This is a genomic window from Staphylococcus epidermidis, from assembly GCF_006742205.1.
Lineage (GTDB): Bacteria > Bacillota > Bacilli > Staphylococcales > Staphylococcaceae > Staphylococcus > Staphylococcus epidermidis.
In genome coordinates this window covers 801926-815106 of sequence record NZ_AP019721.1, presented here as the reverse complement: position 1 = coordinate 815106, position 13181 = coordinate 801926, and the positions used below count along the sequence as shown (strand labels likewise).

The window sequence follows — 13181 nt, the reverse complement described above, 5'->3', positions numbered from 1 at the left end:
AAATTATATTAATGTCCGTCTGCCACTTTATGTGACATGTAAACCATTGAAAGCATTACAAAGATATATGCTTGAATTGTTCCCACGAATATAGAGAACGCTTGCCAAACAATTAATCCAGGAATACTAATTATCCAACCCCATGCAGGTTGTTCAAAGAACAATGATGCAAGTAAACCGAGTAATAATTCACCTGCAAAAATATTACCGTACAAACGTAGACCTAAAGTTAATGTAGAAGTGAATTCTTCGAATACATTAATAATAGCTAATGGCCAGAAAGGTTTAAAATATCCAGCTGCATAAGCTTTTGTTCCACGCATTTTAATACCGTAATAGTGCGTTAACAAAATCATAGTTGTAGATAACGTTAGAGTTACCGTAGCGTCTGCTGTTGGTGATTTCCACCATAGCGTATGGTCATGAGTGACAATTGCGAACGGTAAACCAAGCATGTTGGCCACAAAAATGAAAAGAATTAATGTCACTGCTAAGAAGTGGAAATTCCCACCTTTTTTCCAGGCCATATTACTTTCAATAATACCTCTAACAAAATCAAATACCCATTCAATGAAGTTTTGTTTTCCAGTTGGTCGTTTCTTTAAGTTTCGAGTGCAAACTATAGCTAAAATAAAAACTAAAATTGCTGTAATCACTACCATTAAAACACTGGCCAAATTAAAAACAATATCGAAACCAAAGACGTTCCAACTAACGAGTGGGGATTTGTGATCCATAAACTCACCTCTTTCTATTAAATTTTTACTCCCTTTGTAGTAGAGGGCGCAATATGATTACAATATAAGAAATCATTAACCCAATTAAAACTCCGATAATATTAATGTGTTCTTTAAAGAATAACCATAATACACATGCAATAACTGCCACTAAATACCTCCAAGTACTACCAGTAGACATTTGTGTAGTTTCTTTATGCATTGATTTAGCTAAATAAATCTCAAAGATGTATGTATTTACTAAAGAACCACATGTACCTATCATAAGACCCAAGAGAAATGGGTGGGGTGAAATTGAGTACAATATTCCAATTATTACCAATATATAAAGATAATATTGCAAATATTGTTTGAAAATGATGTTGAAACGACGCATTTTATAGCCTCCGAGTGTCCTATACCAATCATGTAAACCGTTCCACTCATACAATCTAAATGATAATATAGCCTGTTGTATGGTGTCAATTCTATTCAAATTCTTGTTAAATTTTCACCGGTTTTTGTCACAAAAAATTCACATTTGTCATTTTATAAATCTTTTGTAAATTCAAAATGATTGGGTCTGTCATTTGTCAAATTAAAATAATATTTTATATGTTGCACAATTCTCTCACTAGCTTGTCCATCGCCATATGGATTAACAGCTTGACTCATTTTTTGATAAAGGTCTGGGTTTTCTATTAATTTTTTAGTTTCATTATAGACATCTTCTTCATTCGTACCAATGACTCTCAAAGTTCCAGCATCTACTCCCTCCGGTCTTTCAGTACTATCTCTCAATACTAAAACTGGTTTGTGTAATGATGGTGCCTCCTCTTGTATTCCACCAGAGTCAGTCATAATGAGATATGCTTGTTTAGCAAAATTATGAAAATCAACCACATCAAGTGGTTCTATCAATTCAATCCTAGGATGATTTCCTAAATATTTTTGCGCAATATCTCTTACTTTGGGATTCATATGCATAGGATAGACCAACGCTAAATCCTGATATTCATCAATCAACTTTCTAATCGCTTTAAACACGTTTATCATAGGTTTACCTATATTTTCACGTCTATGTGCTGTGAGTAAAATAAAGTTTTTATTTTTATGTTTTTGTATGATAGATGATGAATATTGGTGATCGATTGTATAATTCATTGCGTCAATAGCTGTATTACCAGTGATAGCTATATGTTTGGCTAATTTACCCTCTTTTACTAAATTCTGTGCAGCATTATAGGTTGGGGCAAAGTGCAAATCTGCCATTACCCCAACCATTTGTCTATTTATTTCTTCAGGATAAGGTGAATATTTATTATAACTCCTTAATCCAGCTTCAACATGTCCTATAGGTGTTTGACTATAAAATGCGGCTAATGCTCCAGAAAAGGTTGTCACTGTATCACCATGAACAAGTACCATATCAGGCACTTCCTTTTGTATGATATCTTCTAACTTTTTCATTGCTTCAGATGTTACTTCAGACAATGTTTGACCAGCTTTCATAATATTCAAATCATAATCTGCACTTATGTTAAAAGTATTCAACACTGAATCAAGCATCTCTCTATGTTGGGCGGTGACTACAACAACGGGTTCCAGGTCAGAATCTTTCTCTAACGTTTTAATCAACGGAGCCATTTTTATAGCTTCAGGCCTAGTTCCAAATATGGTCATAACTTTTTTCATCAAAAATATCTATCTCCGAATCTATTATTTAGTACCGAATAATCTATCCCCTGCATCACCTAAACCTGGTGTAATATACGCTTTGTCATTTAATTTTTCATCTAATGCCGCAATATATATATCTACATCTGGGTGTGCTTCTTGCATTTTTTCAACGCCTTCAGGGGCAGCTATTAAACACATAAAACGTATACTTTTAGCTCCACGTTTTTTTAATGAAGAAATTGCTTCAATAGCTGAAGCACCAGTAGCAAGCATAGGATCAACCACAATAATTTGACGTTCATCGATGTCTTGAGGCATTTTCGCAAAGTACTCTACCGCTTCAAGAGTCTCTGGATCTCTATATAGTCCTATATGTCCTACCCTAGCAGCAGGAACAAGACTTAACACACCATCTGTCATGCCTAGACCAGCTCTTAAAATAGGTACAATTGCTAACTTTTTACCCGCCAAACGTTTAGCTGTCATTTTAGTCACAGGTGTTTGTATTTCAACATCTTGCAGTTCTAAGTCTCTAGTTACTTCATAAGCCATTAACATACCGACTTCATCTACAAGTTCCCTAAACTCTTTTGTTCCAGTGCGAGCATCTCTAATATAACTTAGTTTGTGTTGTATTAATGGGTGATCAAAAACATGTACTTTACTCATAATCATTTTCCTCCAATGTGTATGTCTATTAATTATATAATGGATATTTAGATGTGAGTGCGTGAACTCTCTCTTTAGCTTCATTTAGTTTAGTATCATTATCATAGTTATTTAATGCTAAACTAATAATTTTTGCTACTTCCACAAATGCAGATTCATCAAAACCACGAGTTGTAGCTGCTGGTGTTCCTAGTCTAACACCACTTGTTACAAACGGTTTTTCTTTATCAAATGGAATAGTATTCTTATTACATGTAATTCCTACTTTATCAAGTGTCTCTTCAGCTAATTTACCAGTCATATTGATAGAACCTTTAACATCAACTGCAACTAAATGATTGTCTGTTCCGCCAGATACAACTCTGAAGCCTTCTTCAATTAATGTTTGAGCTAAAGCTTGTGCATTTTTAATGACTTGATTTTGATAATCTTTAAAATCGTCGTTCAAAGCTTCTCCAAATGCAACAGCTTTTGCGGCGATGACATGTTCTAATGGACCGCCTTGAATACCTGGGAAGATTGTTTTATCTATATCTTTTTTATATTCTTCTTTACATAAAATCATACCACCACGTGGACCGCGTAAAGTTTTATGAGTTGTAGTAGTCACAAAATCAGCATATTCTACAGGATTAGGATGTAAACCAGCAGCTACTAAACCAGCAATATGTGCCATATCTACCATCAATTTAGCTCCTACTTCATCAGCAATTTCTTTAAATTTTTTAAAGTCAATAGTTCTTGAATATGCTGAAGCACCAGCTACAATTAATTTAGGTTGATGCTCAATTGCTAAACGTCTCACTTCATCATAGTTTATTAATTCATTTTCTTGGTCCACACCATATTCAACAAAATGATAAAATTTACCACTAAAATTGACAGTTGCCCCATGTGTTAAATGACCACCATGACTCAAATTCATACCTAACACAGTATCGCCCATTTCTAAAGCAACCAAATACACAGCCATATTAGCTTGAGAACCTGAATGGGGTTGAACATTAACATGTTCTGCTCCAAATAAAGCTTTTGCTCTTTCAATGGCAATGGACTCAGTTACATCTACATGCTCACACCCTCCATAATAACGACGCCCAGGATAACCCTCAGCATATTTATTCGTTAATACTGAACCTTGGGCTTCCATAACTGCTTGTGATACGAAATTTTCTGATGCAATGAGTTCAATATTACTATTTTGTCGTTGAAACTCCTTTTGAATAGCATCGTAAACAACTTTATCCTTTTTCTCGATATAAGACATTTAAATCCCCTTCTTCCTCAATATTTATTGATATTTAGCTCGTTCGCCACCAATTTTCTTAGGTCTAGATGTCGCTATGGTAACGATAGCTTCTCCAATTTGTTTAACACTTGTTCTTACAGGAACACACACATGTTTAATATGCATTCCAATTAAGGTCTGACCTATATCTATACCTTTTGAAACAGTAATATGCTCAACAACAATAGGATCTTCCATTTGTTGATAAGCGTAAGTGGATAAACTACCACCTGCATGAACGTCTGGAACGACAGTAACTTCTTCCATAGTCAATGGGTTGAAATTTGCTCTTTCTATCGTTACTGCCCTGTTAATATGTTCACATCCTTGAAAAGCAAATGTCACGCCTGTATCAATCTCTAGTTGTTTCAAATTTTCGTAAATTTCTTTAGCTACGTCCATTGATCCAACAGAACCAATACGTTTACCTATAACTTCGGAAGTTGAACAACCAATGATACACATTTCGCCTGGATTAAAGAATGACATATCTTTCAATTCATCAAGCAGTTGTTGTAAATCACGCATTTGAACCCACCCCTTTGTATAAAATAAAAAAGGAACATAGCAAACTTGCTATACTCCTTAATTATAACTTATTTAAAGCTTAACATATACTAATTATATATATTTTACTTTACTCGTGTTTAAATTTTATTTTGTCGACTAAATCATAAATTTTGGTATAAGTTTGTTCATAAACATCAAACGAGCCACCAAATGGGTCATCAATTTCTTGTGTGTCACCTACATACTCATTTAATGTAAAGACATTAGATTGTCGTCCATACATAGAAAATATTAAATCTTTATGAGCTTGCGTCATGGTAAGTATAATATCAGCATCAAGATCATCTATATGAAATGCTTGTGCTCGTGATGGTTCAGGTAAATCGTACTTATGAATTAATTCTAACGATTCCTTAGATATGGCCTGTCCCTCAACTGCGAATAGCCCTCTTGAAGCTATACTATCGTGTGGTAAAAGGGACTTGGCTATACTTTCAGCCAGTGGGCTTCGACAAGTGTTGCCACTACATACAAAAATTATTTTCATAGCTTTTCACCTTTAATTAGTTTATAACTTGCTGCTTTTAACATTCGGTTCATGATAGCTTCAGTGTGATGATTATCTTCAAATCCATAAATATATGCCTCTTCTATTTCTTCATTCTGGTCAAGTTCATGTAAAATTTCATATAAATTATGGCCTGCTGATTTAAAATCTCCCTTATTTTCACATAAAGATATAAAAATGCTATTTTCGGGAATCAAACTTCTTTGACTCTCTGGGAATACAAATGCTACTTTTGACCATTTATCATCATTAGCAATTTTTTTATTTAAATCTTTAACAATTGTTAATGGGGTCTCTGGGGAATAATGTTTATATTTCATACCAGGTGCGATAGGCTTTTCATTTTCCTCATATATTTGACGATTTATCGAATGAGGTAGTTTAGTTTCTATCATATCTTGCGTAATTGAACCTGGTCGCGCGATACGAAACGGAAACTGTGTGCAATCAATCACAGTACTTTCAAGTCCTTCTTCACATTGATCACCATTAACTATACCGTTGACTTTACCATTTAAATCTCTATTCACATGTTCAAAAGTTGTTGGTGACGGTCGACCACTAATATTAGCACTAGGAGCTGCTATGGGTTCATCTACAATTTGAAGTAATGCTCTCCCTATTTTATGACTAGGCATTCTAACAGCGATAGATTCTAATCCACCAGTCACTTTACTGCAAAGATATCCCTGTTTAAGTGGTAATATAAAAGAAATAGGTCCCGGCCAAAATTCATCCATCAATACTTTAACCTTATCATCAATATACTCTACAAAATCATCGAGTTGTTCAATACTGTGAATATGAACGATTAACGGATTATCGGACGGACGTCCTTTTGCAACATAGATGTTTTCGACTGCTTCTTCGTTTCTAGCATTCGCACCAAGACCATATACTGTTTCAGTAGGTATCGCTACTAAACCTCCATCTAGGAAAGTTTGTTTTATCTCATCTATATGTGGATATTGACTAACATTATTTTTATACATTCTTAAATCCCATATTTGTGTGTGCATGTTTTCACCTCTTCTGTGATTATATGCTGTAAAGAAATAAGGGCAGAATTTAATTCATTTTCAAAAAGTTGAATTAAAATTCCACCCGTGCTATGTTGCTGATCGAAAGTCACGTTTTTCTTATACAAAACAACTATAAAAAATATCTTATAAATTGTTTAACTACCAAATAATAGATATAATACGCTGATTTCCATTGATATCTTTGAAAATCTCTACTTCTTTTTCAGGATATAAATCTTGAATCATTCTTTTTAAGATATCTCCTTGACTATAACCTATTTCAAAAACAACATGTCCACCTTGTTTCATTACAAATGGTAAATCTTCTAATATTGACTCATAAATAGCAAATCCGTTTTTCTCAGCAAATAGAGCATGATGTGGCTCATAATTTAGTACTGTTGACTCCATATCTATTATTTCACTATGGCCTATGTATGGTGGATTAGATATCAGCCCATCCAATTTTATATCATTTTCAATTAGCGGTTTTAAAGCATTTCCACGCAAAAACTGAATATTTTGGTGATAATGACTAGCATTTTGCTTAGCTACATTTAAAGCATCTTCATACAAATCTGTTGCAATAACATTTAATTCAGGTTGCAGTAACTTAAGCGTAATTGCTATAGCACCACTTCCAGTTCCAATATCTGCTATGGTATCAGTCTTTTTACACAATTCTAAAAAATGCAACATAACTTCCTCGGTTTCAGGCCTTGGTATAAGACAGTGTTGATTCACTTTATATTGATAACCATAAAAAGACTGAAATCCAACAATGTATTGAATAGGTTCTCCTGTGATCATTCTATCCAACGCTTTATCCAATTTGTTAATTGATGTCAAAGACATTTGCTCATCTTTATGAATTAAATAATCTGTTTTCGACCAACCAAAAACATCTAAAAACAACCATTCGGCACGAGTTGATTCAAACCCCTCATTTACGGCAATTGTCTTGGCTTCTGCAAACTTCTCTTTATAATTCACCATTGTTTAATTCTTTCAGTTTCTCAGTTTGTTCTGAAAGTGTGAGTGCCTCCACAATCTCGTCTAAATTTCCTTCCATGATTTGATTTAACTTTTGAAGCGTTAAACCAATTCGATGATCTGTCACACGACTTTGAGGATAATTATAAGTTCTTATTCTTTCAGAACGATCACCTGTACCAACAGCTGATTTTCTTTGAGAAGCATATTTTTGTTGTTCTTCTTGCAATTTCATATCATACAATCGTGCTTTTAAAACTTTCATAGCTTTTTCTCGGTTTTGAATTTGAGACTTTTCAGAAGAAGTTGCTATAACACCAGTCGGCAAGTGTGTAATACGCACTGCAGAGTCAGTCGTGTTAACGTGCTGACCACCAGCACCACTAGAGCGATAAGTATCAATTTTTAAATCTTCATTACGTATCTCAATTTCGACATCTTCAGCTTCAGGTAATACAGCAACAGTTGCGGTAGAAGTGTGAATTCGCCCCCCTGATTCTGTTTCAGGCACACGTTGGACCCTATGTGCACCATTTTCAAATTTTAATTTACTGTAAGCACCTGTACCAGATACTGAGAAACTCACTTCTTTATATCCACCATGATCACTTTCTGAAGCTTCAACTATTTCTGTTTTAAATCCGTTTGCCTCGGCGTATTTTGAATACATTCTCATTAAGTCCCCAGCAAATATTGCAGCTTCATCTCCCCCTGCAGCTGCACGGATTTCAACTATAACATCTTTATCATCATTAGGATCTTTAGGTATAAGTAAGATTTTTAATTCTTCTTCCATATCAGGTAATTCTGTTTTTAAAGCACTACTTTCTTCTTTTAGCATTTCAACTTCTTCTTTATCAGATGTTTCATTTAGCATATCTTCAATATCTTGTAATTCTTCTTTTTTGGTTTTATAACTTCTGTACACATCAACAGTCTTTTGTAAGTCAGCTTGTTCTTTTGAATATTTTCTTAATTTATCAGCGTCATTCACGACATCAGGATCACTCAGTAATTCATTTAATTGTTCATATCGTTCTTCTACTATATCTAATTGATCAAACACTACATTTCCTCCTTCTCATTTTCACTAGGTGCAACTATATGATGTGCTCTACAACGTGGCTCGTAACTTTCATTTGCACCAACCAATATGATGGGATCATCTACTTTCGCCGGTTCACCATTTATTAACCGTTGTGTACGACTCGAAGGTGAACCACATACAGAACATACTGCTTGCAACTTTGTAATATGTTCACTAACTGCGAGCAACTTGGGCATAGGTTTAAACGGTTCTCCTCTAAAATCCATATCTAAACCTGCTACAATAACACGATGCCCGTTTTCAGCTAATTTTTCAACTATGTTGACAATATCGTCTTCAAAAAATTGCACTTCGTCAATTCCGATGACGTTTACTTCTTCTAGCATATGATTTAAAATTTCTTGAGCTGTAGATATATTAATCGCTTCTATCTCATTACCATTATGTGAGACGACCTTTTCTTTATGGTAACGATCATCAATTGCTGGTTTGAAAACAACCACCTTTTGTTTAGCGTATATTCCACGTCTTAAGCGACGTATAAGTTCTTCAGATTTCCCACTAAACATACTTCCTGTTATGGTTTCAATCCAACCTGAATGGTACGTTTCATACATTGATAGTTCCACCTTTTTCAAAACATAATCGCTTAATTATATCATATTTTTTATGTAGATAAATGTATTTTCAAAGTAAGAATCATAATTTACAGGTGCATTATGAAATTTAAAAATTGAACGAATGATTTATAAAAAGTTTTACACACCTCTATATATAATTATACTAATCGTAGATTTTATAGATATAAAGAGCTTTGATATAGAGTTGATGATTCAACAAAACTCTATAATAAAAAACTGTCTACAATACCCAAACGGGAAAGTAGACAGTTGAAATCCAAAATTAGTTGTTGTTTGATTTGAGTCCAAACTTTTTGTTGAAACGTTCCACACGACCATCCGCTGCTGCGAATTTTTGACGTCCAGTATAGAATGGATGAGAATCTGATGATACATCTAAACGAATAACTGGGTATTCATTTCCATCTTCCCATTCCATAGTTTCTGAAGATGTTTTTGTAGAACCACTTAAGAATTTAAAGTTTGTTGTTGTATCTAAAAAGATAACTTTGTGGTATTCAGGATGAATTCCTTGTTTCATTTTTTTCAGCTCCTTTGCCCTGAACCATCTGGAACAGAGTTATTTGTGAGTTTTTTACCCAATACTGTGTAATTATAATAGTAATATTTGGAAAACGCAACCCTTAATCTACGAGTTTAAATAATTGGTCTTCCAGTTTTAGTACTCTCTTCAGCTGCTTTTTGCAATTGCTTAAAGAATTCTTCATTATTTTTCGAACGCTTAAGTTTTCTAATAAAACGTTCTGTAAAGTCTGTTGAATCAGTAAATAAATTTCGTAATTGCCATAATGAATCTAATTCCGCTTTAGTGATTAATAGCTCTTCTTTTCGTGTTGAACTACGACCTATGTCTATCGCTGGGAATATTCTACGTTCTGATAACTTACGATCAAGATGTAATTCCATATTACCTGTACCCTTGAACTCTTCATAGATCATATCATCCATACGAGATCCTGTCTCAACTAAAGCAGTAGCTAAAATTGTCAAACTTCCCCCAGCTTCAATGTTACGTGCTGCACCGAAAAACGCTTTAGGTTTGTGTAATGAAGCGGGATCAAGCCCACCTGACAATGTACGTCCACTAGGTGGTATGACTAGATTATATGCTCGTGCCAAACGTGTTATGGAGTCCATAAGTATAATTACATCTTCTCCAATTTCAACTAATCGTTTTGCACGCTCTAATAATAATTCAGCAACTTTAACATGGTGTTCTGGTGGTTCATCGAAAGTCGAATGAACGACTTCTGCAGATTCAACCGATCTTTCAATATCCGTCACTTCTTCTGGACGCTCACCTACTAGTAATATAAACAAATTCGCTTCCGGTTTATTACTCGCTATTGCGTTAGCGATTTCTTTTAATAAACTTGTCTTACCAGCTTTAGGTGGTGCAACTATAAGACCACGTTGACCAAGACCTATTGGTGTGACTAAATCCATAATACGAGTGGAATAATTTGTAGATTGCGTTTCTAATAGGATTCTTTCTTCCGGATAAAGAGGTGTTAAAGCTTGGAAGTGAGGACGTTTTTTGACTTCTTCTGCATTATGGTCGTTTACAAAATCAACTTGAAGTAGACCATAATATTTTTCATTATCTTTTGGTTTACGAACTTTACCCGTTACTTTATCACCACGTTTTATTTCAAAACGTCGAATTTGGCTTGCAGAAATATAAATATCCTTCTCACCTTTAGAATAGTTAACGGTTCTTAAGAAACCATATCCATCTTGTTGAATATCATCTAATATTCCTTCCATATAGTAATTACCATCTTTTTCCATTTGTGCTTCCATAATGGCAAGTACCAATTCTTTTTTATTTAATTTACTGTAATTAGTTAATTTTAAAGATTTGGCTTTTTGAGTGAGCTCTTTAGTAGTATTGTTTTTATATAATTCGTGGAAAGATTCATACTGCGGAGATGTTCGTTCTCTACCAGGCATAGACTTGCACCCATTTCATTAATTATTTATTTTACGAAGTTCAAAAATAATAAACGCATAGTTAGCTTAACCAAATAATAGATTCTTATCTCGATATTTATGTGACTGACAATAATAAAAAGTCACATTATAGCTATATTTATACGTTTGTATATTTCTCAACCTTCTAATTACTAGACTAACTATAGCAAATTTTCATTTTAATTACAAAATGATTTTAGGAATTTTAACATAAAAAACAAAACACAGAACAAAATTAGTTCCGTGCTTTGTTTAATTGCAACATTTAATTTAATTTACTAATTATTTAAAATATCCAGCTATTGATTTTACTTCTAAGAATTCTTCGATACCATAATCGCCCCATTCACGACCTAAGCCAGATTCTTTATAACCACCGAATGGTAAGTCTGGTTTTCTACCAGCTTCATTAATTTCAATTGTACCAGCTTCGATTGAACGAGCAACATGTCTCAATGTATCTTTATCTTTACCAATAACATAGCCAGCAAGACCATATTTAGTATCATTAGCAATTTCAATAGCTTCGTCAAGATTATTATAAGTGATTACAGACATGACAGGTCCGAAAATTTCTTCTTGTGCAATCGTCATGTGATTATCTACATTAATAAATATAGTTGGACGCGCAAAATATCCTTTATCTAATCCTTCTGGTTTACCTGGACCACCGTAGAATAACTCTGCTCCTTCATTGATACCTTTATCAATGTAATCCTGAACTTGATCAAATTGTTTTTTACTAATAATAGGACCTACTTGAGTTCCTTCTTCTCTTGGTTGACCTACTTTAACTTTACTAAATGCTTCTTTAACTGCTGTTAAGTAGTCTTCTTTAATACTTTCAGGAATAAGTACACGTGTTCCTGCAGTACAAACTTGACCTGTATTGTTAACTACTTTTTTCGTTGTTGCATTAGCAGCTTCTTCAACATCAACGTCATCTAATACGATATAAGGTGATTTCCCACCCAATTCAAGAGACACTTTTTTGAAGTCTTTTGCAGCTTTTTCCATAATTTTTGAACCTGTAGGACCAGAACCTGTAAATGACATCATTCTTACTTTTGGATGTTCACTTAAAGGATTTCCTACTCCAGATCCATCACCATTGACTAAGTTAAACACACCTTTAGGTACGCCTACTTTATCAAAAATTTCTGCTAAAATAATTGCAGCAAATGGTGTTTCTTCAGATGGTTTTAAAACAACAGGGCTACCAGCAGCAAACGCAGCAGCTAATTTAAGTGAAGTTTGGTTTGTAGGGAAATTCCAAGGTGTAACAAGTCCAGCAACTCCAATTGCTTCTTTAACAACCAAATCATCGCCACGTTGTTCTTCAAATTGGAAGCTATCTAAAGCATCTCTTGCAGCTGTAAAATGATTCAATCCCATTTGATAATGAACGTTCTCGGAAACTGATAAAGGCGCTCCTAGTTCATCAGTAATTGCTTCAATTAAATCATTTTTTCTATTTTGATATTCTTTTACGATTTTATCTAAAAGTTCTCTTCTTTCTTCAACAGAACTATGTCTAAATTCTAAATATACTTTATCTGCAGCATCTACAGCTTTATTAACATCTTCTTCGTTACCTTTAGCAATTTTACCCATTACTTCTTCAGTTGCAGGGTTAATAACATCAATAGTTTCACCGCTTGCACTATCAACCCATTCACCGTTTATATATTGTTTAGTGAAATTTCTCATCTTATTATATTCACTCCTTAGAAAAGATATATACATATACTATCCTATTTTTACAGGTAATAAACATAACTTGCTCACAGGTCGATTTAAATAAATGCTATTTTCTAAAATGCACTTAATATAATTTGAGATATCAAATTATATTTTTCAAATTTGATTTTGAACCAAAAAGAGCCTGAGACATTAATGTCCCAGACTCTCTTAACTTATAGGTAAGTCAATCACTAAATTAAAATTGCGCTTAAATCGGTCTTTTTGTACTCTATTCCAACATCCTAAATTCGATTGATTCATAAGATTATTTTTCAGACATTACAAGTTTAGGGTTTGTTGTAAAGAAACAACGTATTTAACATGAATTC

The 13181-nt window shown here is 33.8% G+C and carries 14 protein-coding genes; all 14 read right to left on the bottom strand.

What is annotated here, in order from left to right:
• Positions 1–8 precede the first annotated feature (8 nt).
• A complete protein-coding gene (gene atpB / locus FNL83_RS03975) occupies positions 9–737 on the bottom strand; it encodes a F0F1 ATP synthase subunit A (RefSeq protein ID WP_001829936.1) in 729 nt (242 codons plus the stop codon).
• A 25-nt stretch (positions 738–762) separates the two neighbouring features.
• A complete protein-coding gene (locus tag FNL83_RS03970) occupies positions 763–1113 on the bottom strand; it encodes an ATP synthase subunit I (RefSeq protein ID WP_002494682.1) in 351 nt (116 codons plus the stop codon).
• Positions 1114–1265: 152 nt separating this feature from the next.
• A complete protein-coding gene (gene wecB / locus FNL83_RS03965) occupies positions 1266–2411 on the bottom strand; it encodes a non-hydrolyzing UDP-N-acetylglucosamine 2-epimerase (RefSeq protein WP_001829933.1) in 1146 nt (381 codons plus the stop codon).
• A gap of 24 nt (positions 2412–2435) precedes the next feature.
• The gene (gene upp, locus FNL83_RS03960) at positions 2436–3065 is read right to left on the bottom strand and encodes a uracil phosphoribosyltransferase (RefSeq protein WP_001829916.1); all 630 of its coding nucleotides are present in this window, start codon (positions 3063–3065) and stop codon (positions 2436–2438) included.
• A gap of 28 nt (positions 3066–3093) precedes the next feature.
• The gene (glyA, locus tag FNL83_RS03955) at positions 3094–4332 is read right to left on the bottom strand and encodes a serine hydroxymethyltransferase (protein ID WP_002468313.1); all 1239 of its coding nucleotides are present in this window, start codon (positions 4330–4332) and stop codon (positions 3094–3096) included.
• A 24-nt stretch (positions 4333–4356) separates the two neighbouring features.
• Positions 4357–4881 carry a TIGR01440 family protein gene (locus FNL83_RS03950; RefSeq protein ID WP_001829927.1) on the bottom strand — a complete coding sequence of 175 codons (525 nt, stop codon included), beginning with the start codon at positions 4879–4881 and terminating at the stop codon, positions 4357–4359.
• A gap of 109 nt (positions 4882–4990) precedes the next feature.
• Positions 4991–5410, bottom strand: coding sequence for a low molecular weight protein arginine phosphatase (locus FNL83_RS03945; protein ID WP_002457126.1), 420 nt, complete (start codon positions 5408–5410; stop codon positions 4991–4993).
• Complete coding sequence (locus FNL83_RS03940) at positions 5407–6450, bottom strand: L-threonylcarbamoyladenylate synthase (protein ID WP_001829923.1); 1044 nt, start codon at positions 6448–6450, stop codon at positions 5407–5409. Before FNL83_RS03940 ends, FNL83_RS03945 begins: the two co-directional genes overlap by 4 nt.
• A gap of 162 nt (positions 6451–6612) precedes the next feature.
• A complete protein-coding gene (prmC, locus tag FNL83_RS03930; protein ID WP_002440566.1) occupies positions 6613–7449 on the bottom strand; it encodes a peptide chain release factor N(5)-glutamine methyltransferase in 837 nt (278 codons plus the stop codon).
• Positions 7436–8512 carry a peptide chain release factor 1 gene (prfA, locus tag FNL83_RS03925; RefSeq protein ID WP_001829940.1) on the bottom strand — a complete coding sequence of 359 codons (1077 nt, stop codon included), beginning with the start codon at positions 8510–8512 and terminating at the stop codon, positions 7436–7438. The genes prmC and prfA overlap by 14 nt, the downstream gene beginning before the upstream one ends.
• Positions 8512–9111 (bottom strand): thymidine kinase, encoded by a 600-nt coding sequence (locus FNL83_RS03920; protein WP_002457127.1) that lies wholly within the window; start codon positions 9109–9111, stop codon positions 8512–8514. The genes prfA and FNL83_RS03920 overlap by 1 nt, the downstream gene beginning before the upstream one ends.
• Positions 9112–9397: 286 nt before the next feature.
• Positions 9398–9655 (bottom strand): type B 50S ribosomal protein L31, encoded by a 258-nt coding sequence (locus tag FNL83_RS03910; protein ID WP_001829959.1) that lies wholly within the window; start codon positions 9653–9655, stop codon positions 9398–9400.
• A 116-nt stretch (positions 9656–9771) separates the two neighbouring features.
• Entirely contained in the window at positions 9772–11088 is a 1317-nt protein-coding gene (gene rho, locus FNL83_RS03905; RefSeq protein WP_001829985.1) for a transcription termination factor Rho, read from the bottom strand.
• A 303-nt stretch (positions 11089–11391) separates the two neighbouring features.
• Complete coding sequence (locus FNL83_RS03900; RefSeq protein WP_001832742.1) at positions 11392–12819, bottom strand: aldehyde dehydrogenase family protein; 1428 nt, start codon at positions 12817–12819, stop codon at positions 11392–11394.
• Positions 12820–13181 lie beyond the last annotated feature (362 nt).

What these genes read in the sequence shown, in the direction of transcription:
- FNL83_RS03940 (WP_001829923.1), bottom strand. Translation starts at nt 6,450, where the DNA reads ATGCACACACAAATATGGGATTTAAGAATGTATAAAAATAATGTTAGT.
- FNL83_RS03910 (WP_001829959.1), bottom strand. Translation starts at nt 9,655, where the DNA reads ATGAAACAAGGAATTCATCCTGAATACCACAAAGTTATCTTTTTAGAT.
- rho (WP_001829985.1), bottom strand. Translation starts at nt 11,088, where the DNA reads ATGCCTGGTAGAGAACGAACATCTCCGCAGTATGAATCTTTCCACGAA.
- FNL83_RS03920 (WP_002457127.1), bottom strand. Translation starts at nt 9,111, where the DNA reads ATGTATGAAACGTACCATTCAGGTTGGATTGAAACCATAACAGGAAGT.
- FNL83_RS03970 (WP_002494682.1), bottom strand. Translation starts at nt 1,113, where the DNA reads ATGCGTCGTTTCAACATCATTTTCAAACAATATTTGCAATATTATCTT.
- upp (WP_001829916.1), bottom strand. Translation starts at nt 3,065, where the DNA reads ATGAGTAAAGTACATGTTTTTGATCACCCATTAATACAACACAAACTA.
- prmC (WP_002440566.1), bottom strand. Translation starts at nt 7,449, where the DNA reads ATGGTGAATTATAAAGAGAAGTTTGCAGAAGCCAAGACAATTGCCGTA.
- atpB (WP_001829936.1), bottom strand. Translation starts at nt 737, where the DNA reads ATGGATCACAAATCCCCACTCGTTAGTTGGAACGTCTTTGGTTTCGAT.
- wecB (WP_001829933.1), bottom strand. Translation starts at nt 2,411, where the DNA reads ATGAAAAAAGTTATGACCATATTTGGAACTAGGCCTGAAGCTATAAAA.
- FNL83_RS03900 (WP_001832742.1), bottom strand. Translation starts at nt 12,819, where the DNA reads ATGAGAAATTTCACTAAACAATATATAAACGGTGAATGGGTTGATAGT.
- FNL83_RS03945 (WP_002457126.1), bottom strand. Translation starts at nt 5,410, where the DNA reads ATGAAAATAATTTTTGTATGTAGTGGCAACACTTGTCGAAGCCCACTG.
- glyA (WP_002468313.1), bottom strand. Translation starts at nt 4,332, where the DNA reads ATGTCTTATATCGAGAAAAAGGATAAAGTTGTTTACGATGCTATTCAA.
- FNL83_RS03950 (WP_001829927.1), bottom strand. Translation starts at nt 4,881, where the DNA reads ATGCGTGATTTACAACAACTGCTTGATGAATTGAAAGATATGTCATTC.